Consider the following 24,427-nt stretch of genomic DNA (forward strand, 5'->3'; position numbering starts at 1 on the left):
TCAGCCCGCGGTGCGCTCACGACCGCCGACGAGGGTCGTGCTGGCCGAGACGGTGACCGTCGCCGTGGTCCCCATCAGCGACTGCGGGGCGGTCGAGGCCAGCTCCAGCCGGTAGCGCACGTGCTGCACCCCACCGGCGGGGATGCTGCTGGTGCCGGTGGTCACGGTGCCGGTGAGGGGGCCGCTGCCCAGCGCCGTCGTCGTCCCGCCGCAGGTGCCAACGGTGGTGTCCCAGGCCACCGAGCAGGCGGAGGCGCTCACCAGCAGGCCGGCGCTCAGCGGGCCGGTGGCCGAGGCGGTCAGCGCCGTCGCGGCGGCGCCGGAGCCGCCGTTCCTGACGTCGACGTAGCGGTGCAGCCAGTCACCGGGGAGCAGGTCGGCGACGGCCACCGACAGGCGGCCGCCGCTGGCGTCGATCGCCTCCAGGGAGGTGGTGGCGGCGTCGAGGGAGGCGGTGGACGCCGAGGCCGTGGCCTGCCAGGAGGCGTACGCGCCGGTGCTCAGCAGCCCCACCCCGCCCGCGGCCACCAGCGCCGCCAGCGGCCGGCGCCAGCGGTCGCGGGTCCGGTCGAGGGTCCGGGGGCACGCCCCCCGGTGGGAGCCGCTGGGCTGGCTGCTGGGCTGGCCGGTGCGCGGGCCGCGCCGTCCGGACGGCCAGGGGTCGCGGGCGTGCCTGGGCGGGTGCGGGCCGACGTGCTGAGCTGCTGGACGGACCACGACCGACCACCCCCGGTGAGCGCGAGCGCCGCCCGAGCCCGGGCGGCTCCTCTCCCATCGGCCGGTGGCGCCCCTGCGCGCAGCACGTCGCGGGCGACCGGTCCCCCTCCCACCGGTGACGTCACCATCACCTGCCCATGACACTCCTGTCACGCCGCGTGACCAGGAAGATCCTGGTGGGCCTCGCGCGGTGGGCTCCGTCCCCGATACTGGGGGGGTGCAGACCACGGGGAGTCCTGAGGGCTCCGCGGCGCTCGCCGCCGGCCACGACCTGGCCCAGGCGCGCCTGCAGGTGGCCACCGAGGCCGCGCAGCTGGGCCTGTGGGACTGGGACCTCACCGACGACTCGCTCGTCTGGGACGCCCGCAGCCGGGTCATGTACGGCCAGACCGACATGCCCCTGACCGGCCTCGTCTCCGACATCAACCGCACCATCCACCCCGACGACCAGCCCGCCATCGGCGAGGCGCTGGCACGGGCCATCGACACCCGCGGCAACCTCGAGGCCGAGTTCCGGGTGGTGCACCCCGACGGCACCGAGCGGATCGTCTACGCCCGCGGCCAGGTGCTCGTCGACGCCGCCGGCCGCGCCGTGCGGATGCTGGGCACCAACGCCGACGTCACCGACGTGCGCAGCGCGCAGCGCCAGGCCGTGCAGGACACCGAGCGCACCGCGGCCCTGGTCGACGTGGCGCGGGCCCTGGGAGAGGCCGAGGACGAGGACGCCGTGGCCGCGGTGGTCGACGGCGCGGCCCGCTCCCTGCTCGGCGCGAACGGCGTCGCCTTCGTCATCGCCGCCGACGACCAGCTGCCCCCGCGGCGGGTGCGCGGCCGGGTGACGTTCGAGGCGCCCGCCGAGGTGGTCGCCCAGCTGGCCGACCTCCCCGTCGAGACCGCCGTCCCGGCCGTCGAGACGCTGCTGTCGGGCCGCTCCTACTTCTACGCCGACCGCGCCGCCGGCGCCGCGGAGTTCCCGGCCGGCGAGGCGCTGTGGGCGGCCGCCGGCGTCCAGGCCCTGGCCACCGTCCCGATGACCTCGCCCGACGGCGTCTTCGGCTCCCTGTCCGTCACCGTCGCCGGCCCCCGCGCCTGGCGCCCCGCCGACGAGCGCCTCGTGGAGACCTTCGCGAGCCTCGTCGCTCAGGCCCTGCGGCGGATCTGGGCGCGGGCCGCCGAGGTCTCCGCCCGGCGCAGCGCGCAGCGGTGGGCGGCGCAGCAGGGCACCCTCGTGGCGCTCGCGTCGTCCCTGGAGCTCGCGAACGACGTCGAGGAGGTGCTCGCCGTCGTCACCGGCGGCGGGGTCGGGCTGCTCGGGGCCCGCGGCACGGTGCTGACCCTGCGCGAGGGTGGGGGCCTGCGCTCGTACACGACGTCGTTCTTCGACGCGCAGGTCCGCTCGGAGGTGTCCGACCTCCCCCTCGACTTCCCCCTGCCGATGGTCGACGCCGCCACCACCGGCCGGGAGCACTTCTTCGGCGACGCCGACGACGCCGTCGCGCTCTTCCCGGAGCAGGGCGGCACCACGCGCGCCCTGTACGAGCAGGCCAACACGCGCGCGTCGGCCGCCGTGCCCCTGCGGCGCGGCGCCGACGTCATCGGCTCGCTCTCGGTGGGGCTGGACGAGCCCCACGAGTGGACCCGCCCCGAGCAGCAGCTGCTGGGGGCCTTCGCGGCGCTGACGGCGCAGGCGCTCGAGCGCATCCGCGCCCGCGACGCCGAGGAGGCCGCCAACGCCGCCGTCCGCCGCTTCTCCGAGACGCTGCAGCGCAGCCTCCTCACCAGCCCGCCCGAGCCCGCCGGCCTCGACGTGGCGGTGCGCTACGTGCCGGCCGCCGCGGAGGCCCAGGTCGGTGGCGACTGGTACGACGCCTTCCAGCTGGACGGGGGCGCCACCAGCGTCGTCGTCGGTGACGTCACCGGCCACGACCGCGAGGCCGCCGCCGCGATGGCGCAGATGCGCAACCTGCTGCGGGGCATCGCCTACTCCAGCGGCGCGCACCCCGCCCAGGTGCTCTCCCGCCTCGACGCCGCCGTCGAGGGCCTCGCCGTCGGCGCGATGGCCACGGTGCTGCTGGCGGTCGTCGAGCAGCCCGCGGAGCTCGCCGAGCGCGGGGAGCGGCTGCTGCGCTGGTCGAACGCGGGTCACCCGCCGCCGCTGCTGCTGCACGCCGACGGCACCGCGGAGTTCCTCGAGACCGAGCCCGACCTGCTGATCGGCCTGGCCGCCGGCATCCCCCGGCAGGACCACTCGCTGGTGCTGGAGCCCGGAGCTGTGCTGCTGGTCTACACCGACGGCCTGGTGGAGCGTCGCGACGCGTCGCTGGTGGAGGGCATGCAGTGGCTGGCCTCGCAGGTGCGCGAGCTGCGCCACCTGGCGCCCGGGGCCCTATGCGATGAGCTGCTCGCCCGCGTCGGCGCCGGCTCGGAGGACGACGTCGCGCTGCTGGCGCTGCGCTCGGCTCCGCCGGAGGCCTAGGCCGGGCTCAGCGCGCCGGCCGCGGGCCCGGCAGGAGCACCGGCGGTGGGCTCGCCGTCGAGCCGGGTGGTCAGCAGCAGCGGCAGGGGCAGCGCCGCCGCGGGCGCGGGACGCCCGTGCAGGTACCCCTGCGTCACGTCGCAGCCCATCGAGACCAGCGCGAGCAGCTCGTGCGGGTGCTCGACGCCCTCGGCCACGACCTTCATGTCGAGCCGGTGGGCCAGGTCGATGATCGAGCTGACCAGCACCTCGTCACCGACGGCCTGGGAGGGGCCGTCCTTGACCGAGCCGGCGACCAGCCCGAGGCCGGTGACGAAGGCCCGGTCGAGCTTGACCTCGTCGACGGGCAGGCGCCGCAGGTACGACAGCGAGGAGTAGCCGGTGCCGAAGTCGTCGATGGAGGTGCTGACCCCCATCGAGCGCAGCTCGGTAATGACGCTGGCCGCGGCCTCCGGGTCGGCCACGAGGGCGTCCTCGGTGATCTCGACGCGCAGCAGGTGCGCGGGCAGCGACCGGCGGGCGAGCATCTGGGCCACCGAGGCGACGAAGCCCGGGTGCGTCAGGCAGCGCGGGGAGACGTTGACGGCGACCGGCACGTCGTAGCCGTCCTCGAGCCACGCCCGCGCCTGGTCCAGGCCGAGCTCCAGCACCTTGTCGGTGAAGGCGTGGACGAGGTCGGTGCGCTCCAGCACGGGGATGAACTCGCTGGGGGGCATGAACCCGCGCACCGGGTGCTGCCAGCGCACCAGGGCCTCGACGCCCACCAGGCGCCCGTCGTGCGCGCCGACCTTCGGCTGGAAGTGCAGCAGCAGCTCGTCGTCGCGCTCGACGGCGATCCGCAGGTCGCGGGTGATCTCCAGGCGGGCGGTGCTGTGGTGGTCCAGCGCCGGGTCGAACTCGGTGGCGCCGCCGCCGGACTCCTTGGCCACGTACATGGCGATGTCGGCGTGGCGCAGCAGGTCCTCGGCGACGCGGGCGCGTCCGGCGGCGTCGAGCAGCTCGCCGCCGGGGTGCACCGCGACGCCCGCGGACAGGTCGAGGTCCAGGTCGACCCCGGCCACCTGCGCGCCCTCGCGCAGCTGCTGGCGCAGCAGCTCGGCGATCGCCGTCCCCGACTGGCCGTCGGCGCCCGGGAGCAGCAGCGCGAACTCGTCACCGCCGAGGCGGGCCAGCAGGCCGACCCCGTCGACCACCGACCGCATGGTGGTGGCGACGCTGCGCAGCAGCTGGTCACCGGCGGAGTGGCCGAGGGTGTCGTTGACCTCCTTGAAGCGGTTGAGGTCCATGACGACGACGGCGACCGGCATCGACTCGACGCCCTCCTCGGCGTCGTCGAGGTCGGCGCCGGGTGCCCCCAGCAGCCCGAGGGCGCCCGGGACGCCGGAGGCCGACGCGCCGGAGGGCACGAGCGCCGCCGCTCCCAGCGTGGCCAGCAGGTCGGGGCCGGTGGTCGGGTGGCGCAGCACGAGGTCGAGCCCCTCGGCGAGCCCGGTGCGGTTGGCCAAGCCCGTGAGCTCGTCGCGCCGGGTCTGGCGCTGGAGCTCGCCGACGACGGCCGCGGCCTCGGTGCGGGCGGCCTCGGCGCCCCGCCAGGCGATCATCGAGGCGGCGCAGGCCAGGCCGAACAGGAGCCCGTGCACGGCCGCCGAGTGCCAGACACCGGTGTGCTGGAGCGCCTGCTCGGTCTGCCAGCCGAACACGGCGGCGGGGACCAGCATGCCGACGACCCCGTGCTCGAGCACGACCAGGGCGATGGCGACCAGGAACGGCAGCCACGTCTCGTACAGGGCCACCAGCGGGATGAAGATGAAGAAGAGGAAGTGGGCCTCGGGGGCGCCGCCGAACAGGGCGACCGCCACGGCAGCGACCGCCATCAGGCCGCAGGCGGTGGCGCAGGAGCGCACCCGCCGCGACGTCCGGGGGCTGAGCCCGCCGAGCGGGAGGCTGGCTGCTGCGGCGACCACCGCGAGGACGGCGTAGCCGGCCCCCGCGAGCGCCGGGTCCGCGTACCAGGGGTGCTCCATCGCCGCGGTGAGCACGGCCGTCGCGGCGAGGGAGCCCCACAGCAGGAGCGTCAGCCAGCGGTGGCGCGCCTCCCAGGCGGGCTGCGGGAGGGTCGACCCGGACGGCAGCCACACGGGCTCGCGGGGGGTCGACCGGCTCACAAGATCTACATCGGCCACCGCCCTGGCCGCTTGAGAACGACTGCTGCGCACGGGGCGTCTTCCCCTCGGCAGACACCACCCGTGCGGGTGGTGTCAGGGGGTGGTGTCAGCGTGCGCTGCCCGGTGCGCCGGAGGTGCTGCGGCCAGCGGGCGACCAGCGGCCGCAGGAGGCGCCAGCAGCCTGCCCTGCGCCGCGTCGCAGCCGAGGCGGATGAGCACGGCGAGCTCCCCGGGCCACCGCCGCCCCGGTCGCGGGGGCACCGCGGTGGCGGTGCGTCGCGGCGGTCACGGAGTGCACATCGACCGCGGGCCCGCGCTCCTGAGGGCCTTGCCGCCACCACTGTCCCCAGGACGGGAGACACCCCCGACGCCACCTCGTGGGGTGGCGCCGGGGGTGTCAGCCGCGGTGCGCCGGTGTCAGCGGAGCAGGCCCCGGCGGACCGCCGTCGCGAACGAGGGCTCGAGCGGCAGGCGCGGCACCAGGGTGGCCTGCACCGCGTGGTACAGGTCGGCCTTGCCGGGCCAGACGGTGCCGATGGGACGGTTCTTCGGGTCGAGCTGGTGGTGCCACGAGCCGTTCTCGTGGTCGATGACCACGTCGGCGATGTGGTCCCACCACAGCGCGTACTGCGCGGCGTAGCCCTCGGCGCGCCCGTCCTCGACGTCCGCGGTGCGCAGCGCGAGCGCCGCCGCGACGGCCGTGGCCTCCGCGGGCACCCAGTGCATGCGGTCGCGGACCACGGGGGTGCCCGACCAGTCGGTCGTGTAGACGAAGCCGGGCGCCCCGTCGACGTCCCACCCGTCGGCCACGGCGGTGGCGAACAGCGCCTCGGAGGCCTCCAGCAGCCCCGCGGGGGGCTCCTCTCCGGCGGCGCGCGCGGCGGCCTCGGCGTGCAGCATCAGGCGGGCCCACTCCAGGCCGTGGCCGATCGTCGCGCCGTAGGGCTTGAAGGGGTCGGCCTTCTTGTCGGCGTTGTACTCGAGGTCGGCGGTCCAGGTGGCGTCGAAGTGCTCCGGGATGCGCCAGCCGTTGCCGCGGGCCCACCCGGCGACCCGGGCGAAGATCCCCAGGGCCCGGCCGCGCCACACCGCCGCCGCCGCGGGGTCACCCACGACGTCGGTGAGGACGTCGGCCGCGGCGAGCAGCGCCTCGGTGGAGTGCATCGCGCCGTTGATGCCGCGGTAGCCGTCGAGCTCGGTGAAGTCGGCGTTCCAGGTGTCGACGGGCATGCCCGCCTCCTCGTCCCAGAACCGCTGCTCGTAGACGTCCAGCGCCTGCGCGAACAGCTCGGCCGCGCCGGGGCGCCCCGCCGCCGTCGCGGTCGAGGCGGCCAGCACCACGAACGCGTGGGCGTAGGAGGCCTTGACCCCGTCCGGGGAGCCGTCCTCGTCGACCGCGGCGAACCAGCCGCCGTGCTCGTCGTCGTGCAGCACGCCGCCGGGCAGGAGGCCGGCGAGGGCCTCGTCGGCCAGGGGGCCGGCGCCGGGCACGCCCATGAGGTGGCCCAGCGCGTACACGTGCGCCATGCGCGCGGTGATCCAGCAGTGCACGCCGCGGCTGGTGTCGGGGTCGCCCTCGTCGTCGAGCCACGCCGCTCCCCCGCCCTCGGCGGGGAAGAGCTGCCCGAAGGCGAGCAGGTCGCGGCAGTGCTCGTCGAGCCACGCGCGGTGCGTGGCCTGGCCGAGCCAGCCCGGCAGCTGCTGCGCCCCGGTCGCACCGGTCACAGGGCGCTCCGGGAGAGGCGCAGGGTCACGATCTGGAAGGGCCGCAGGGCCAGCTCGGTCGTCGAGGACACGGCGCCATCCTGTCCCGGTGCCTGCGCCACGAGGGCGCGGGGCTCCTCGACGGCGCGCTCCAGGAGGTCGACCTCGGTGACCGCGCCGTGCGCGAACCCGGCGACGACGCGGGCCGCGGCCCGGCCGCCGAGGGCCTCGTACAGGCGGACCACGACGTCGCCGCTGCGGTCCTCGGCCATCTTCACGGCCTCCACGACGACGCCGGTCGAGGGCGCGCCGTCGGCGTTGAGGACCTCGACGACGGGGGCGAGCTCGCGGGTGGCGCTGCCGGCGGAGGTGGCCACCTCGCGCACCGGCAGGTTCATCCGGTAGCCCTCGCGGACGGCGTCGGCGACGTCGGCCCCCACGACGAGACCGACGCGCAGGCGGTGCGCGCCCTGGTCGGCGTCGGGGTCGGGGTAGACCGGCGCGCGCAGCAGCGACATGCGGACCGTGGTGGTGGTGCCGCCGTCCTCGCGGGTCGCGCGGCCGATGTCGTGGCCGTAGGTGGAGTCGTTGACCACGGCGGTGCCGTAGCCGGCCTCGGCCACGTGCACCCAGCGGTGCGCGCAGGTCTCGAAGCGGGCGGCGTCCCAGCTGGTGTTGGTGTGCGTCGCGCGCATCACGTGGCCGAACTGGATCTCGCTGGCGGCGCGGTCGGCGTGCACGTCGACGGGCCAGGCGAGCTTCAGCATCTTCTGGCGCTCGTGCCAGTCGACGTCGAGCTCGACGCCGACGGTGCGGCTGCCGGCCTCGAGCACGAGCAGCTGGGTGAGGCTGCTGGAGCCGAAGCTGCGGGTGACGCGCACCGCGGCGCGGCCCCCGCCAGTGGCCGCGCCCTCGACGAGCTCGACCGAGCCCGCCTCGAGCAGCTCCGTGGTGTGGCGCTGGTAGTGGACGTCCACGTCCCAGGCGTCCCACTGGGTGGGGGTGTCGCGGTGCAGGGTGAGCAGCGCGCCGCGGGCCCCGGGGGCCAGGACCTCGCGGCCCGCCCCGCCGGCCGCGGTGAGGTCGCGGACCGAGGACAGCGTGCCCTCGGCGTCGACCACCACGCGGACCAGCCCGTTGTCGAGCACGATCCCCTCGGCGGTGCGCTCGGCGGTTACCGGCGCGGCGCCCTGGGCGCCGGCACCGGCGGCCACGACCGCGGCGCCGAGCGCCGGGGCCCCGCCGCGGGTGTGCGGCGCGGCGTTGAAGCGCAGCACCTGCGAGCCCGACCCGTCGGCCTGCGCCGCGGCGCCGTGCGCACCGGCGGTGACCTCGGCGGGGGTGGTGCCGGCCAGCGCCGCGACCGCCTCGGCGACCACGACCTCCAGCTCGACGGCGATGCGCTCGTAGTTCGCCTCGGCCTCGCGGTGCACCCACGCGATGGAGGTGCCCGGGAGGATGTCGTGGAACTGCTGCAGCAGCACGGTGCGCCAGATGCGCTCGAGCTGCTCGTACGGGTAGGCGTAGGCGCCACCGGTCTGCACCGCGGCGGCGGTCGCCCAGAGCTCGGCCTCGCGCAGCAGGTGCTCGCTGCGGCGGTTGCCGCGCTTGGTGCGCGCCTGCGAGGTGTACGTGCCGCGGTGGAACTCGAGGTACATCTCCCCGCTCCACACCGGGGGCTGGGGGTACTCGGCCTCGGCGTCTGCGAAGAACTCGTGCGGGTGGCCGAGCTCGACGCGCGGGGAGCCCTCCAGGCTCCGGGTGCGCGCCGTGGTCTCGATCATCTCGCGGGTGGGGCCGCCACCGCCGTCGCCGTAGCCGAACAGCAGCAGCGAGGTGTTGGCGCGGCCCTTCTCGGCGTACTGCCGCTCGGCGCGGGCCAGGTCCTCCGCCGACACCTCGGAGTTGTAGTTGTCGGCCGGCGGGAAGTGCGTGTACACGCGGGACCCGTCGATGCCCTCCCACCAGAAGGTGTGGTGGGGGATGCGGTTGGTCTCGTTCCAGCTCGGCTTCTGGGTGAGGAAGTACCGGGCCCCGGCCAGGCGCGCGATCTGCGGCATCGCGGCGGTGTAGCCGAAGGAGTCGGGCAGCCACACGTCGGCCGGCTCGACGCCGAACTCCTCGGAGAAGAACCGCTTGCCGGCCACGAACTGGCGGGCCAGGGCCTCGCCGCCGGGCAGGTTGGTGTCGGACTCGACCCACATGCCGCCCACCGGCACGAACCGGCCCTCGGCGACGCGCTTCTTGATCCGCTCGAACAGCTCGGGCTGGTGCTCCTTCACCCACGCGTACTGCTGCGCGGAGGAGCAGGCGAAGGTGAAGTCGTCGTGCTCGTCCATGAGGCTGAGCACGTTGGAGAAGGTGCGGGTGCACTTGCGCGCGGTCTCGCGCGTCGGCCACAGCCACGCCGAGTCGATGTGCGCGTGGCCCACGGCCACGGTGCGGTGCGCGGTCGCGTCGGCCTGGGCGGCCAGCGCCGGGGCCAGCGCGGCGCGGCCCGCGGCGGCGGTGCCGGACACGTCGTCCGGGTCCACCGCGTCGACCATGTCCTCCAGCGCGCGCAGCACGCTCGCGCGGCGGCTCGTGGCCTGCGGCAGCTGCTCCAGCAGCCCGCGCAGCACGGCGACGTCGCGGGTGAGGTCGTACACGTCGAGGTCCAGCTCGACGACGTCGGCCGCGCGCATCCGGTAGACCGGGTCGCTGCCGGCGCCCTCCCTGGTGCCGAGCTGCGTCGGCTCGAAGTACCAGTCGTGCCCGCCGGACGCGCCCGAGACGTCGGGGTTGGAGGAGGCCTCGAGCAGCACGTCGATCGCGTCGGCGCCCCCCACCTGCGCCAGCGGCAGGTAGCGGTTGCGCGGGTGCAGGCCCTTCACCACGGAGCCGTCGGGGCGGTACGCCGTGGCCTCGCACTGGAAGCCGGGCTGCACCGCGAGGTAGCCCAGGTCGACGTCGACCTCCACGCGCACACGGGGGTCCTCGCCGAAGCCGGCCGGCACCGCGCCGGTCAGGCGGAACCAGGTGGTCCCCCACGGCGGGCCCCACGGCGTGCCGTTCGGGCCGATGGCGAACGGGGCGAAGTCCTGGGCCGCGGCGTGCGCGAAGGGCACCGGCTCACCCGGTGCCTCCCAGCGGGTCACCGACAGCGGGTGGCGACGGCGGTGGAGGGCGGGGACGAGGCGCTCGCGGACGAAGCGCTCGACCCGCATCTCCACCAGGTGGGAGTCGTCGTGCACGGTGAGGGCCTTCCTGTGGCTGCGGGGAGGAGTGGGGCGCGCACGGCCGGCAGGGGCGCTGCCGGCCGTGCGCGGCGGGTGGGGCGGTGGGGCTGAGCGTCCGGCGCCTCGGGGGCTCCGAGGGCGCCGGGGCTCCGCGTCAGCCCTTCACACCGCCGGCGAGGGCGAAGCCGCCCGAGACGCGCTGGACGAGGAGGTACAGCGCCAGCACGGGGAGCGTGTAGATCAGGGAGAACGCCGCGAGCTGGCCGTAGGCCACCGCGCCGTTGACGCCGAAGAAGTTGTAGATGCTCACCGCGGCGGGCTGCTTGTCGGGGTCGAGCAGCAGCACGAAGGGCACGAAGAAGTTCCCCCACGTCTGCGTGAACACGAAGATGAAGACCACCGCCAGGCCCGGGCGCATCAGCGGGACCACCACGCGGGCCAGCGCCTGCATGGCGCTCGCGCCGTCGACCCAGGCCGCCTCCTCCAGGGAGATCGGCACGCTGTCGACGAAGTTCTTCATCATCCAGATCGCCATGGGCAGGCTCGTGGCGGCGAGGAAGAAGATCGCGCCGGGCACGTTGTCGAGCAGGCCCAGCGAGACGAACAGGGCGTACACCGGCACCATCACCGCGGTGATCGGCAGGCAGCTCGCGAACAGCACGGTGTAGAGGAACGACTTGTTCCACCGCATCTGGTAGCGGCTCAGCGGGTACGCCGCGAGCGTCGCGACGGCCACCGTCAGCAGGGCCGTGCCGCCCGAGAGCAGCACCGAGTTCCACAGCGGGCGGAACGTGAGGTCCGGCGTGAGCACGGTGGTGAAGTTGTCCAGCGTCAGCGACTCGGGGATGCCGATCGCGACGGTGGCCGACGGGTCGACCGCGGCCAGCAGCAGCCAGGCCAGCGGCACGAAGAACACGACGCCGACGAGCACCAGCGAGGCGCTGGCGGCGGTGGCGGTGCCGCGCTTCTTCGGGGACGCCATCTGCAGCGGCGGCCGGCGGCGCTTGGCGACCACCGGGACGGGCGGCTGCGGCGCGGCGGGCGCGACGGGGACGGTGGCGCTCATGGTCAGTCGACCTCCGGCTTCAGCACGCGGACGTACAGGACGGCGAACAGCGCACCCACCGCGAGGGTCACGACGGCGATGGCGGTGCCGTAGCCGATCTGGGCGAGCTTGAACGCCTCCTGGAAGGCCAGGACGGGCAGCGTGGTGCTGCGGTTGCCCGGGCCGCCGGACGTCATCACGAAGATCAGCGTGAACGTGCCGAGCGTCTGCAGCGTGGTCAGCATCATGTTGGTGGAGATGGCGCGGCGCACCATCGGCAGCGTGATGCGGAAGAAGCGCTGGAGGGCGGTGGCGCCGTCGATCTGGGCGGCCTCGCCGATCTCCGGCGGCACCTCGGCGAGGGCGGCGTTGAACACCAGCATCGAGAACGCGGTGCCGCGCCACACGTTGGCCAGGATCACCGCGAGCATCGGGGTGTCGATCAGCCAGCTGGCCGGGGCCAGCCCGACGGCCTCGAGGCCGGCGTTCAGGGTGCCGTCGCTGGCGAAGAACGCGTACAGCGCGAACGCCGCCACGATCTCCGGCATCACCCACGCGCCGACGACCAGGGCGCCGACGACGTTGGCGACCGGCTTGGGCGCGTGGTTCTGCACCACCGCCAGGAACATGCCCAGCACGTTCTGGCCGACGACCGCGGACAGGCCGACGAACAGCAGCGTCAGCCAGGCGGCGTGCCAGAAGTCGCCGCTGGTGAGCAGCCGGGTGTAGTTGTCGATCCCGACGAACTCGGGGTTCGCCGCCCGGTACCCGGACAGCGCCGCGTTGGTCAGCGACCCGTACAGGGCGTAGCCGATGGGGCCGGCGAGGAAGACGCCCATGAGGGCGATCGCCGGCGTCAGCGGCAGGAGGCGGCCCGCGGTGCGAGCCGCCTCCTTCGCCGTGCCCCGGGGGCGGGTGTCGGGCACCCGCCCCCGGGAGGTCGAGCCGTCGAGCTCGAGCGTGGCCATGGTCAGCTCGCGGCCTGGACGTTGTCCGGGCCGACGATGCCCTCGAGGGCCTCGTCGTAGGTCTTCGCAGCCTCGGCGGGCGTGGCGCTGCCGGTGACGACCGACTCCACCGCGACCTGGATGTTGCTGGAGATCTGCGAGTAGTCCGGCGTGGCCGGGCGGAAGTGCGTGACCGGCACCAGCGAGGAGAAGAACTCGAAGGAGGGGTTGTAGCTCAGGTACTCCGGGTCCGTGGCGACGTCCTTGCGGACGGCGATCTGGCTGGCCTCGGTGCCGTACTTGAGGGCGTTCTCCTTGCTCAGCGCGGTGCTGACGAAGTCGAACGCGGCCTGCTTGTCAGCGGCGTGCTGGCCCACGGAGAGCAGCCAGCCACCGGACATGGAGGTGGAGCCGGGGGCCTGCCCGGTCTGCGTCGGCATGGGGACCATGCCCATGGTCTGCTGCCACTCGGGCCAGGCGTTGTCGCCGCTGAGCCACTGGCCCGGCAGCCAGGAGCCGTCGATCGCGATGGCGATCTTGCCCTGCGGGATGAGGGTGGTGCTGACCTGGCTGCCCAGGGTGGAGTCGAGCGCGAGGTCCTGGCTCGGACCGAGGCCCTCGGAGAACACCGACTGGTAGAAGCCCAGGGAGTCGGAGAAGCCCTTGGTGCCGGTCTCCCACTTCTTGCTGCTCGTGTCGTACAGCTCGTCGTCGGTGCCGTACATCAGCATCTCGAAGCCCTGCATGGAGGTGGCCTCGCCGGACGCCTTCGAGCCGTAGATGTTCAGCGGCGTGACGTCGGGGACCTGCGCCTTGATGGTGCGGGCGGCGGCGAGGACGTCGTCCCAGGTCTTCGGCTGCCAGTCGGTGGGCAGGCCGGCCTGCTGGAACAGGGTCTTGTTGTAGTAGAGGGCGCGGGTGTCCGTGCCGAGGCTCACGCCGTAGGTCTTGCCGTCGTCGCCGAGGCCGGCCTGCTTGGCCGTGTCGTCGAACTGGCTCCAGTCGGACCAGCCGGAGAGCTGGTCGTCCAGGGGGGCCAGGTAGCCGGCGGCGGCGTCGGAGCGCACCTGGAAGCTGTCCTCGTAGATGACGTCGGGAGCGGTGTCCTCCGACTTGTTCATCAGGGCCAGCTTGGTGAAGTACTGGTCGGCCTCGGACTCGACGGGCTTGAGCTCGACGGTCATGCCCGGGTTGGCGGCCTCGTACTCGGACTTCGCCTTGGTGAGGACGTCGTCGAGCTGCGTGAAGCTCGCGGTCTTCTGGTAGACCACGGAGATCGTCTTGGCGTCGTCACCGCCCTCGGAACCGCCGGACGAGCCGCAGCCCGCCAGGGACAGGGTGACGGCTGCTGCTGCTGCGATGCCCGCGAAGCGCGTGCGCTGCATGGGGTGGCCCCTTCGCTCACTCGACGAGTCTCCGGCGACTCGTACTGGGGAGTTTCTACATCAAATGGAGATACCGGTGTCAAGAGCGCCTTGCGCGTCGTGACCCGTTCGTGATCGTCGCCCGCGGTGCACCACCCCTGAACGACCGCCGCGCCGGGAGGTGCCCCCGCTCGGCAGACGGCCCGGTGGAGCTCGACGACCGGACGGCCAGACGCCCGGACGGCCGGACGGCCGGACGGCCGGACCCAGTCTGCGCCGGGACCCCGAGGGCCGTGGCCGCTCCCCGCCTCCCGGGCCGCCTGCCACTCCCCCAGGTGACCGCGGTCACCTGGAGCCCGGGGCTCCTGGGCCGATGACGCGCCACCTGACCGCGGTCACCTGGAGAGCCGGCGCCCTGGGCCGATGGCACGCCACCTGACCGCGGTCACCCCCAGGGCCGGAGCAGCGCTGACCGCGGTCACCTGGAGACCCGGCACCCTGGGCCGATGGCACGCCACCTGACCGCGGTCAGCCCACGGCGTCAGGCCGCCACGGCCTCCCCCAGCTGAGCGCGCAGCGCGGCCAGCACGGCGCCCCGCGAGACCGTGTCCGCCCAGGTGAACCGCACGACCACGAACCCCAGCCCCTGCACGAGGTTCTGGCGACGCCGGTCCCAGACGAAGACGTCCTCGTCCTCGTCGCTGTCGCCCTCGCCGTGGAACCGCCGCCCGTCAGCCTCCCCGAGGAGCGGGCGGTCAGCGTCGACGCGCAGGGGCACGGGCACGCCCAGCGACTGCGAGAGCTGGCGCCAGTCGAAGGCCAGGTCGGCCGTCGCCACCGTGCGTCCCCACCTGTCCACGACGGGGCGCTGCAGCTCGACGGGCCGGACCCCGCCGTCCAGGCACCGGCGCCGGACGCGGCTCTCCAGGGGCGACTCGGGCTCCGGGGCCGCGTCCGCCCACACGGCGGCAGCGACGGGGTGCCCCGCCCGCCGCTGCGCCGCCTCCCCGGCGCGCAGCAGCTCCGCGCGGGAGACGGCGCCCGTGTGCAGGGCCGAGTCGAGCACCGCCTGCGCCTGCAGGCGGTCGAGCTGCGGAACGAGGTCCGTCAGCGTGCGCCCGGGGCTCGTGACCCTCAGCCCGTCGAGGTCGACGACGTCGTCCGGCCGGAAGGTCGCCCGGTGCGGGTGGAGCTGCGGCCGGGCGAGCGCCTTGGCCGCCCTCGAGACGTGCACCACCCCCGCTCGCGGTGCGCCGTGGATCCCCAGCAGCGCGGCGGCCGTGTGGTGCGACACCGCGGACCCCGGGACCAGCAGGGTGCCTGCGCGCGCCCACGACCGGCGCCGCTCCCGCTCGGTGCGCTCGGGCTCCACCAGGTACGTGCCGCGCACGAGGGGCACCCACACCTCGGACCGCACCAGGGTGCGGAGGAGCGCCTCCGAGACGCCCGCCTCCTCGACCTGGCGCGTGGTCAGCACGCCGTCCTGACCGGCCGCGAGGGCGGAGACGGCGCGCAGCGAGGTGGGGCGGTCGGGCACCCGCCGAGCGTGTCTCCCGTCGAGCGGGGGTCGCGTCCTCCGCCGGGGTCCTGTGGACGACGGGGCCCCGGCCGCTCCCTATGGGCGGAGCGCTGCCGGGGCTGACCGCGGTCACCTGGAGACCGGGCGCTCTGGGCCGATGGCACGCCACCTGACCGCGGTCACCTGGCGCACTGACCGCGGTCACCGGGCGCACTGACCGCGGTCACCGGGCGCACTGACCGCGGTCACCTGGCGCACTGACCGCGGTCACCTGGAGACCGCGCGTCCTGGGGCGGTGGCACGCCACCTGACCGCGGTCACCCGGGGGTCCGGAGCAGCGGGGCCCCCGGTCACCCGGGGGCCCCTGGCCCGCAGCAGTGGTGACCGCGGGTCAGTGCTGGAGCAGCAGGGTGGCCGAGCGGGGGCTGAAGGCGTCCTCCAGGACCAGGCAGCCCGCTCCGACCGCGGCGACGTCCTCGCCGACGCGCGTGCCGCGGACCTCCACGGGGTGGATCGCGCTGGCCACGGCCGCCGCCTGCACCAGCGGGGGCACCACGCGCAGGAAGGTCGGCTCCAGCGACGACCACACCGGCCCGCAGAAGACGACCTGCTCGACGTCCAGCATGTCCACCAGCCCCGTCGCCGCCTCGGCCGTGCGCCGGGCGAGGTCGTCCAGGATCCCCGCGGCGCGCTCGTCACCCGCGGCGGCCGCGGCGCAGACGTCGGCGAACGCACCGGCCACGGACGCACCGTGCTCGTCGGGGCCGTCGTCGGTGCCGGCGTCGAGGTCCCACCGGCCCACGCCGAGCCGCTCGGCCTCGCGCACCAGGTGCAGCGGGGCGCTCGTGTCGCCCAGGTGCCAGGCCAGCACCTCCTCCCCCGGGCCGCGCCGCCCGGAGACCACGAGGCCGCCGACCTCCCCGGCGTTGCCGGAGGCTCCCCGGTGCACCTCTCCCCCGAGCACGATCCCGACGCCCACGCCGGTGCCCAGGTAGAGGACGACGGCGCTGCCGGTGCCCCCCACGCCGCCGGCCCACACCTCGGCGACGGCCGCGGCGACGACGTCCTTGTCGAGCACCACGGGCAGCCCCGTGGCGGTGGCCAGCAGGTCGCGCACGGCCACCCGGTCCCACCCGGGCAGGTTCGGGGGGTGCACCACGGCGCCGGCCGCGGCGTCCACGGGTCCGGGCACGGCGACCCCGAGGCCCACCACCCGCTCGCGATCGACCCCGGAGGCCTCGACCAGCGCGTCGACGTCGCGGGCGACGTCGGCGAGCACCTGTCCCGGCCCCGCGCCCGGCCGCAGCGGGTGTCCGCTGCGCGCCACCACCCGGCCCAGCAGGTCGAGGACGACGACGGTCACGGCGGCGGGGTCGAGGTGGACGCCGATGGCGTACCGGCCCTGCGCGTCCAGGCGCAGCAGGGTGCGGGGCTTGCCCGGCCCGCCGCCCTGCTTGCCGGCCTCGACGACGAGACCGGTGTCGAGCAGGCGGCGGCAGATGTTGGAGACCGTCTGCGCCGACAGGCCCGTGAGGCCCGCGAGCTCGACGCGGCTCAGCCCCTCGGGGTGGCTGCGGATGGCCTCGAGCACCACGACCTGGTTGTAGTCGCCGACGCGCGGCAGGTTGGACCCGCGGCGCACTCCGGTCGCCGCTGGCCGCTCCTGCACCGCGTCAGGGTGCCACGCCGCGGGCCGGGGCGGCGGACGCGCTGGTCCGAACGCCAGCGGGGGCGGGCCCGGTCGCCGTACCGTCGGGGGGTGCGCGCCGTCGAGGACACCTGGGTGGTCGTGCCCCTCTACAACGAGGCGGCCGTGGTCGGCGAGGTGGTCACCGGCCTGCGGCGGTCCTTCGCCCACGTGGTCTGCGTCGACGACGCCAGCCGCGACGGCTCCGGCGACGCCGCGGCCCGCGCGGGGGCCGTGGTGGTGCGCCACCCCGTCAACCTCGGGCAGGGCGCCGCGCTGCAGACCGGCGTCGACTGGGCGCTGTCGCAGCCCGGCACCCGCTTCGTGGTGACCTTCGACGCCGACGGCCAGCACCAGGTGGCTGACGCCCTGGCCATGGTGGAGCGCCTGCGCTCCGGCGAGGCCGACGTCGTCATCGGCTCGCGCTTCCTCGACGGGCGCACCCGCGTCAGCCCGCTCAAGCGGGCGGTGCTGCGGGCCGCCGTCGTCCACACGAACGCGACGACCGGGGTGCGCATGACCGACGCGCACAACGGGCTCCGGGCGATGACGCGCGAGGTGGCCGCCTCCCTCGACATCACCCAGAACCGGATGGCGCACGCCAGCGAGATCGTCGAGCAGATCGGCCGCGGCGGATGGCGCTGGGTGGAGCACCCCGTCGAGGTCCTGTACACGGACTACTCCGTGGCCAAGGGCCAGTCGGTGCTGAACTCGGTCAACATCGTCACCGAGCTCATCTTCAAGTGACGCGGCGCGCGCTGCGCCTTCCGGGCGCGGTCGTTGCTCTGCGTCTCGGTTTGCAGCACGCTGGGTGAGGTCTTCGGGCACGATGGCGAGGTGGAGAGCGTGCTGATCAAGGTCCTGCTCATGGCGGGCATCGGCGTCGTGGCGCTGCTCTTCGTCCGCGGCCACAGCACCGCGCGCCACCAGGCGGTGCGCCGCGTCATGGTCGTCGCCTTCGCCGGCCTCGCGACCGCCTCGCTGCTGTTCCCGCAGACGTGGCAGTCGGCCGCCGAGCTGCTGGGCGTCGGCCGCGGCACCGACCTGCTGCTCTACGCGACGATCCTCGTGGTGCTGGGCTTCATGGTCACGTCCTACCTCCGCACCCGCGACCTCCAGCGGCAGGTCACCGTGCTGAGCCGCCGCCTGGCCCTCGACGAGGCCGCCGCCGCCCAGCACCAGGCGGCCCAGGCCGCGCTCGCCGCCCAGGCCGCTGCGGCGCCCGTCGTCGCGCAGGCCCCCGTCGCGCCGGTGGCGCAGGTGCCCCCGACGCCGGTCGTCGTCGACGAGGGCCCCGTCTTCGCCGCACTCCCGGCCCCCCGTCCCGGCCGCTGGACCTGACGCCTCCCACCTCCCGTGGTCAGGGGCTCCGTGCGCACCACCTCGGCCGTGGCGCCGGTGGGGGTCCGCGCCCGTCGCGGCTAGCGTCGGAGACGTGGCGCACCGCAACGACCCCGCCGTCATCGCCCGCCTGCTGACCACCCCCGGCCGCTGGGCCGTGGTGGGCCTGTCGCAGAACACCGCCCGTGCCGCGCACCGGGTGGCGGCCGGGCTGCAGCAGATGGGCCACCCGATCGTCCCGGTGCACCCCCGCGCCGAGGAGGTCCACGGCGCCCGCGGGTACCGCACGCTGGCCGAGGTGCCCGGCCGCGTCGACGTCGTCGACGTCTTCGTCAACAGCCGGCGGGCGGGCGAGGTCGTCGACCAGGCGATCGCCGTCGGCGCCGGTGCCGTGTGGCTGCAGCTCGGGGTGGTCGACGAGGAGGCCGCCGCCCGCGCCCGCGACGCCGGCCTCGACGTCGTCATGGACACGTGCCCGCTCATCGAGGTGGCGCACCTGCGGGCCTGAGCCCCGCTGAGCCCCGCTGAGCCCCGCTGAGCCCCGTTGAGCCCTGCTGAGCCCTGCTGAGCAGTCGCTGAGCATCCGGACCGGCCGCGCCGAAACACCGGCCCGCGCCGCCTCCGCGCGCCTACTCTCGCCAGGTGGCTGACGAACCGCGCTGGGGTCCCTCGACGACCTACCGGTCGTCTCCGTCGCTGCGCCGCGGCGCTCCGGGCCAGCGGGGTCCCTCCGAGTCCGCGCGCCCCTCGCGCACCCAGCAGCAGCGCGGCCAGCGCGCCTACCGCGAGGAGGCCCCTCCGCCGCGGCGTCCCGCGCAGCGTCCTGGGCAGCGCACCGGGCAGCCCCCGCGCCGCCCGGCGGGTCGTCCCGCAGGTCCCCCGCCGAGGACGGCGCGCCGCCGCCGGCCGGTGCGCACCGTGGTCGTCCTGCTGCTGATCGCCCTGGTCGGGTATCCGCTGGCGCTCGGCGCCGTGGCGTACACGTCGGTGCAGCGCATCGGTGAGCTGCCGGCCTCGTCCGTGGCCGCGACGCCCGGCCAGACGATCCTGCTGGTGGGCTCCGACAGCCGCGAGGGCCTGACCCGCGACCAGATGGTGGAGCTCTCCACCGGCACCGACGTGGAGGGCAAGCGCACCGACACGATCATGCTGCTGCACCGCCCCAGCGGCGGCGGCCCGACCGTGCTGCTGAGCCTGCCGCGCGACAGCTACGTCGCCATCCCCGGCCACGGCGAGAACAAGATCAACGCCGCGTACGCCTTCGGTGGGCCGCAGCTGCTGGTCGAGACCGTCGAGGGCGCCACCGGCATCCACGTCGACGGGTACGTCGAGACGGGGCTGGGCGGCTTCGCCAACCTGGTCGACGCCGTGGGCGGCGTCGAGATGTGCCCGGAGAAGGCCATCAAGGACCCCAAGGCCGGCCTCGACATCCAGGCCGGGTGCCAGACCATGGGCGGCGCCACAGCCCTCGGGTACGCCCGCACCCGCGACTTCGACCTCAACGGCGACCTGGGCCGCGCCCAGCGCCAGCGCGCCATCATCGGCGCGGTCGCCAAGGAGGCGGCCTCCCCCGCGGTGCTGCTCAACCCGTTCCGCGCCTTCCCGCTGGCCTCCGCCGGCGGCTCGGCGCTGTCCGTGGACGACGGGTTCGGCCCCGCCGACCTCTTCGGGTTCGTCCAGGGGGTCCGCGCGGTGGCCGGCGGCGGGGCGGTGTCCCTGAACGTGCCGATCGCGAGCACCACCCGGCGCACCAAGGCAGGGCTCGTCGTCGACTGGGACGAGACCAAGGCCCAGGCCGTGTTCCAGGCCATCAAGGACGACGACACCTCCGCCGTCGCGGCGTACGCCGCGGCGGAGGCGACCGGCTCGGCGTCGTCCGCCACCTCCTGACCGTTCCGCTGCCGACGCTTCCGCTCCCCCCGGGTGACCGCGGTCACCTGGCGAGCTGACCGGGGTCACCTGGCGGTGCCTCGGTCCAGGACGCCCCCTCGCTGGGTGACCGCGGTCAGTCGGGGAGCTGACCGCGGTCACCTGGCGGTGCCTCGGCCCGGGACGCCCCCTGGCGAGCTGACCGCGGTCACCTGGCGGTGCCTCGGTCCAGGACGCCCCCGCGCCGAGTGACCGCGGTCAGTCGAGGGGCCGCGGTCACCGGCGAGCCGCGGTCACCCGGCGAGCCGGGGCCCCCAGGGGTCGGCCCCCGCACGACGAGGGGCCCCGCCGGCAGTCACCGGCGGGGCCCCTCGTGGACGGTGTCGTCTCAGGAGGTCTTGATGTCGCCGTTGAGGCCCTTGGGGTAGAAGCCGCCGGAGCTGATGCCGGTGCCGCCCTGCAGGTAGACGATGTTGAGGACCTGCTGCGGGGAGCGGCCGAAGGCGATGCCGTCCGCGTCGGTCGGCACGATGTTGGCGGTGGAGCCGCCGTCGGGGGTGAGGCCCTGGTCGAGGTCACCGGCGCCGTCGACGGCGTCGCGGACGTCGGAGATCTTCTGGGCGATGCCCTGGACGTCGGTGCCGAGCTCGAACAGCGCCGAGCGGACGATGCCCGCGTGGTACGCCTCGACCGAGAGGATGCCGGCGGCGGCCTCGAGGTAGGTCTTGTTGGAGATCAGCGGGGCGGCGCCCTTGTAGGCGGTGACGCCGACGTCCTCGAAGATGAACGCGCCGAGCAGGAAGTTGGTGTCGTTCGCGAACGGGTCGAAGGTCTCGCCCTGCTTGATGACGCCGGCGGCCACCGCGGCGGCGGAGAACGACTCGCGCAGGTTGATCTGCGGGCGGGAGACCTTGGCGCTGCCGAGCGCGGAGCGGAGGAACGCGACGTGCGCGAGCTCGTCCTTGGCGATCTCCTCGGCGTACTGGCGCACGGCGCGGCTCTTGAAGAGCACCTTGCGGCCGCCGGTGACGCCGCCCATGGTGCCGGTCCCGTCCGCCATGGACTGCGTGAGGCCGTGGCCGAAGGCGGCGTAGGAGTAGTACTCCGCCTCGAGGTACTCGAGGTTGAGGGCGAAGTTCAGGACGGTCGCGTCGCTGGGGCCGTCAGCCGCCTGCGCCGCGCCCGCGAGAGCGGTGCCGGCGACGCCCGCGCCCAGGGCGCCGAGGCCCAGCAGGCCCGCCCCGCGCAGCATCGCGCGGCGGTCGTGCGCCGTCTCGGAGCTCCTGCTGATCATGTCGTGGACCAGTGCCTTGCCGAACATGGTGTCCTCGTCTCGGGCTGGGGTGTCGTGTGGTCTGGGGGGCCGGGGGGGCTGGTGCAGCACAGGGGCGAGCCCGGCCGGGGCGGGTGCTCCGGGTCCCGCGCCGTCAGCGCGGGACCCGGAGCACCCGGCGCGTCACTGAGCGGCGCCGGTGGCCTGCTCGGCGGCCTTGTCCGAGACGGCGCTCTTGCCGCCGAACACGTAGCCCGGGCCGGTGAAGTCGACGGCGTGCTTCTTGAGGTAGTTCGCCGTGGCGGCGCCGATGTCGTCCGGCGTCGCCGTGTAGAGGATCGGGATGCCGTGGTACCCGGCGAGCGCCGAGGCCGACAGGGCGTCGACGGCGTTGAGGTTGGCCCCGCCCACCAGCGCCGCACCGGCGTAGGTGAAGTTGGCGGTCGCCACCGAGTCCTCGGCGACGGCCACGGCCGTGCCCTGGCGGTCGTCGCCGGCGACGCGGTTGGACGCGCTGAGCGCCTTGTAGGTGTCGTCGGAGACGACGGCCTTGCCGCCGATGACCGTGCGGTAGCCCACGCCCAGCTCGTCGAGCGCGCGCTTGGTGGCGTCCGGCACGTGACCGGCCTCGGTCAGCAGGATGGGCGTGTTGTTGGCCCACGCCTGCGGGCCGACCGTCACGGCGTCGGCGAGCGAGGTGCCCGACGTGATGTAGACGCGCTCGGGGGCGAACTCGCCGGCGGTCGCGACGGCGGCGGCCGTGGCGTAGCGGTCGTCGCCGCCGAAGCGCTTGACCGTGTAGTCGACAGCGATCGCCTTCTCCTGGTCCTTGGAGATGACGGCCTCGCCGCCGACCAGCCAGACGCGCTTGGCGCCGAGGCGCTTGATCTCGTCACGGGTGGCCTGCGGGGCGCCGTCCGTGTCGGTGTAGAGGATCGGCGCGTTCTTGAGGCCGGCGAGGTACGACGCCGAGAGGCCGTCGACCGTGCGGGAGAGGTTGACGAGGACGACGTCCTCGCTGCCGCCGCCCGGGTACAGGGCCTTCGACGACTCGACGGCCGTCTCGACGCGGGTGGCGCCGCCGGTGCGCTGGTCGAACTTCACACCGGTCGCGGCCGAGGCGCTGGTGGCGCCGAGGCCGGCCACCGCGACGGCGGCGAGCAGGGTGACGGCGGCGGCGCGGGTGCGCCGGCGCGGGGTGGAGCTGGTCACGGGTGCCTCCTGGGCGGGTTCTGCTGGAGCTGGGGGCTGACGGGGACGACGACGAGCGGGCTGCTCAGGTGGTGGTCAGGCGCGCGTCGTCGTTGTTGGTGCCGTCGGGGAAGAACCCGCCCTTGGTGACGCCGGACGCCGGGTTCAGGTAGGCGATGTTGTGGACCTGCTGCGGGGTGCGGCTGTACGCGATGGCGTCCTTGTCGGCCGGCACGAGGTTCGCGCGGTAGGCCTTCGGGTTGCCGGCGAGCACGCCCTGGTCGATGTCGTCCTTGCCGTCGAGGGAGTCGCGGGCGTCGGAGATCTTGTTGGCGATGACGGAGACGTCGATGCCCAGGTTGTAGATCGAGCGGCGCACGAGGCCCGCGTGGTACGCCTCGACGGCGAGGATGCCGGCGGCCGCGCCCAGGTAGTCCTTGGAGGAGATGAGCGGGGCGCCGCCCTTGTACGCGGTGACGCCCAGGTCCTCGAAGATGAACGCGCCGAGCAGGAAGCTCGTCTCGTCCTTGAAGGGGTCGAACGACTCGGTGGCCCCGACGACGCCCGCGGCGCGCGCGGCGGCGGTGAAGGCGTCCGTGAAGTTGATCTTCGGGCGGGCCACGGCGGCGGCGCCCAGCGCGCCGCGCAGGAACTTCACGTGCGCCAGCTCGTCGGCGGCGATCTCCTTGGCGTACTTCGCCACGGTGCTGCCGGCCTTGAAGGGGACCTGCGAGCCGCCGGTGACGCCGCCGAGGGCCTTGGTGCCCGTGGTCAGGTTGTCGGGCAGGCCCGAGCCCGTGGTGGCGCGCAGGTAGTACTCGGCCTCCAGGTACTCCAGGTTCAGCGCGAAGTTGAGGATCGCGCCGTCGGAGATGGGGGCGTCCGCGGCGCTGGCGGCGCCGGCGCTGGTGGAGATCGCCGCGGCGGCACCCACCGTGCCGAGACCGGCGAGGCCGGCGGCGCGGAGGAAGTTGCGGCGGTCGGTGGCGTTCTCAGCGCTCCGGCTGATCATGTCGACGACGAGGGGCTTCCCGAACACGGTGCCTTCTTCCTGCTGTGCAGGCTGCACGAGACGGCTCCGCCGTCGACGCTGACCTGGACGCTGAGCGGCGTCCGCGTCGGTGGTCGCGGCGCCCTTCCCAGAGGGACGCCGATGACGCTAGGCAGGGAGCAAGGTCATCTCGGGGACGCGCACCCGGCGTGTCGCGTGCGACCGACCCCCTTTCGGGAGACGGCCGCCCAGCCCGCGCGAAGCGCCCATGACCTGCAGCGACAGCACCCAGAACACCCGCGTTCGTCGCCGGCGCCGCCCCGGACTGCCCTCAGCCGCCTGCTGCGCGGGAGACAGCGGGGGGATGCGCAGAGCGACAGCCCGCTCAGCCCTCGCGACGAGCGCGGAGCGCGGCGCCCTTGGCGTACGCGACGTCGCGCAGCTCGCCCTGGAACGCCGTCATCGCCGCCCGCAGGCGCTCCGCGAGGGGCCCCTCGCCGGCCGCGAGGGTGCGCACCGCGAGCAGCCCCGCGTTGCGCGCCCCGCCGATGCTCACGGTGGCCACCGGCACCCCGGCCGGCATCTGCACGATGGACAGCAGCGAGTCCATCCCGTCGAGGTGCTTCAGCGGCACCGGCACCCCGATGACGGGCAGCGGCGTCACCGCGGCGAGCATCCCCGGGAGGTGGGCGGCTCCCCCGGCGCCCGCGATGATGACGCGCAGGCCCCGCCCGGCGGCCTCGGAGCCGTAGGCGACCATCTCGGCCGGCATCCGGTGCGCGGAGACGACGTCGACCTCGTGGGCGACGTCGAACTCGGCCAGCGCCTCCGAGGCGGCCCGCATCACCGGCCAGTCGGAGTCGGACCCCATGACGACGCCCACCAGCGGCTGCTCACCCGTGCTCATGGGCGCCCACCCT

At 74.8% G+C, this 24,427-nt stretch carries 18 protein-coding genes; 5 read left to right on the forward strand and 13 right to left on the reverse strand.

From position 1 onward, the window contains the following. Positions 1–717, reverse strand: a complete 717-nt coding sequence (locus F1641_RS07095) for a hypothetical protein (protein WP_194903992.1) — start codon at positions 715–717, stop codon at positions 1–3. Between the two features lie 217 nt (positions 718–934). Here F1641_RS07095 and F1641_RS07100 point away from each other — a divergent pair, with 217 nt between their 5' ends. Continuing rightward, entirely contained in the window at positions 935–3,193 is a 2,259-nt protein-coding gene (locus F1641_RS07100; protein WP_194903993.1) for a SpoIIE family protein phosphatase, read from the forward strand. On the opposite strand, the gene F1641_RS23005 is transcribed toward F1641_RS07100, so the two are convergent. The 8 genes from F1641_RS23005 to F1641_RS07140 all read right to left on the reverse strand — a co-directional run bounded on the left by F1641_RS23005 (position 3,190) and on the right by F1641_RS07140 (position 16,824). Further along, positions 3,190–5,358, reverse strand: a complete 2,169-nt coding sequence (locus F1641_RS23005; protein ID WP_194903995.1) for a bifunctional diguanylate cyclase/phosphodiesterase — start codon at positions 5,356–5,358, stop codon at positions 3,190–3,192. The two genes, F1641_RS07100 and F1641_RS23005, sit on opposite strands and share 4 nt — an antisense overlap. Before the next feature lie 417 nt (positions 5,359–5,775). After that, positions 5,776–7,083: an AGE family epimerase/isomerase gene (locus F1641_RS07110; RefSeq protein WP_206690721.1), complete on the reverse strand. Its 1,308-nt coding sequence runs from the start codon at positions 7,081–7,083 to the stop codon at positions 5,776–5,778. Beyond that, positions 7,080–10,295 (reverse strand): glycoside hydrolase family 38 C-terminal domain-containing protein, encoded by a 3,216-nt coding sequence (locus F1641_RS07115; protein WP_194903996.1) that lies wholly within the window; start codon positions 10,293–10,295, stop codon positions 7,080–7,082. Before F1641_RS07115 ends, F1641_RS07110 begins: the two co-directional genes overlap by 4 nt. Before the next feature lie 139 nt (positions 10,296–10,434). Next, positions 10,435–11,262: a carbohydrate ABC transporter permease gene (locus F1641_RS07120; RefSeq protein WP_194904924.1), complete on the reverse strand. Its 828-nt coding sequence runs from the start codon at positions 11,260–11,262 to the stop codon at positions 10,435–10,437. An 86-nt stretch (positions 11,263–11,348) separates the two neighbouring features. Beyond that, entirely contained in the window at positions 11,349–12,293 is a 945-nt protein-coding gene (locus F1641_RS07125; protein ID WP_194903998.1) for a carbohydrate ABC transporter permease, read from the reverse strand. Positions 12,294–12,295: 2 nt separating this feature from the next. Continuing rightward, positions 12,296–13,657: an extracellular solute-binding protein gene (locus F1641_RS07130; protein WP_194904000.1), complete on the reverse strand. Its 1,362-nt coding sequence runs from the start codon at positions 13,655–13,657 to the stop codon at positions 12,296–12,298. Between the two features lie 520 nt (positions 13,658–14,177). Beyond that, positions 14,178–15,173: a type IV toxin-antitoxin system AbiEi family antitoxin domain-containing protein gene (locus F1641_RS07135; protein ID WP_194904002.1), complete on the reverse strand. Its 996-nt coding sequence runs from the start codon at positions 15,171–15,173 to the stop codon at positions 14,178–14,180. Positions 15,174–15,546: 373 nt separating this feature from the next. Further along, positions 15,547–16,824: an ROK family transcriptional regulator gene (locus F1641_RS07140; RefSeq protein ID WP_309225441.1), complete on the reverse strand. Its 1,278-nt coding sequence runs from the start codon at positions 16,822–16,824 to the stop codon at positions 15,547–15,549. Positions 16,825–16,914: 90 nt separating this feature from the next. On the opposite strand from F1641_RS07140, the gene F1641_RS07145 reads away from it, so the two are divergent. The 4 genes from F1641_RS07145 (at position 16,915) to F1641_RS23010 (ending at position 20,073) form a co-directional block, all read left to right on the forward strand. After that, a complete protein-coding gene (locus tag F1641_RS07145) occupies positions 16,915–17,589 on the forward strand; it encodes a glycosyltransferase family 2 protein (protein ID WP_194904004.1) in 675 nt (224 codons plus the stop codon). 90 nt (positions 17,590–17,679) lie between these two features. After that, on the forward strand, positions 17,680–18,183 hold the full coding sequence (locus F1641_RS07150; RefSeq protein WP_206690727.1) for a DUF2304 domain-containing protein: 504 nt from the start codon (positions 17,680–17,682) through the stop codon (positions 18,181–18,183). A gap of 94 nt (positions 18,184–18,277) precedes the next feature. After that, positions 18,278–18,691: a CoA-binding protein gene (locus F1641_RS07155; protein WP_194904006.1), complete on the forward strand. Its 414-nt coding sequence runs from the start codon at positions 18,278–18,280 to the stop codon at positions 18,689–18,691. A gap of 134 nt (positions 18,692–18,825) precedes the next feature. Further along, a complete protein-coding gene (locus F1641_RS23010; RefSeq protein WP_206690729.1) occupies positions 18,826–20,073 on the forward strand; it encodes an LCP family protein in 1,248 nt (415 codons plus the stop codon). A gap of 367 nt (positions 20,074–20,440) precedes the next feature. On the opposite strand, the gene F1641_RS07165 is transcribed toward F1641_RS23010, so the two are convergent. The 4 genes from F1641_RS07165 to purE form a co-directional block, all read right to left on the reverse strand. After that, positions 20,441–21,373: a ferritin-like domain-containing protein gene (locus F1641_RS07165; RefSeq protein WP_194904009.1), complete on the reverse strand. Its 933-nt coding sequence runs from the start codon at positions 21,371–21,373 to the stop codon at positions 20,441–20,443. A gap of 135 nt (positions 21,374–21,508) precedes the next feature. After that, positions 21,509–22,537 carry a cell wall-binding repeat-containing protein gene (locus tag F1641_RS07170; RefSeq protein WP_194904011.1) on the reverse strand — a complete coding sequence of 343 codons (1,029 nt, stop codon included), beginning with the start codon at positions 22,535–22,537 and terminating at the stop codon, positions 21,509–21,511. Between the two features lie 64 nt (positions 22,538–22,601). Next, complete coding sequence (locus F1641_RS07175) at positions 22,602–23,555, reverse strand: ferritin-like domain-containing protein (RefSeq protein WP_309225442.1); 954 nt, start codon at positions 23,553–23,555, stop codon at positions 22,602–22,604. 337 nt (positions 23,556–23,892) lie between these two features. Next, positions 23,893–24,414: a 5-(carboxyamino)imidazole ribonucleotide mutase gene (purE, locus tag F1641_RS07180; protein ID WP_194904013.1), complete on the reverse strand. Its 522-nt coding sequence runs from the start codon at positions 24,412–24,414 to the stop codon at positions 23,893–23,895. Between the last annotated feature and the right edge of the window lie 13 nt (positions 24,415–24,427).

Origin of the sequence: Quadrisphaera sp. INWT6, from assembly GCF_015390235.1 — a bacterium.
Lineage (GTDB): Bacteria > Actinomycetota > Actinomycetes > Actinomycetales > Quadrisphaeraceae > Quadrisphaera.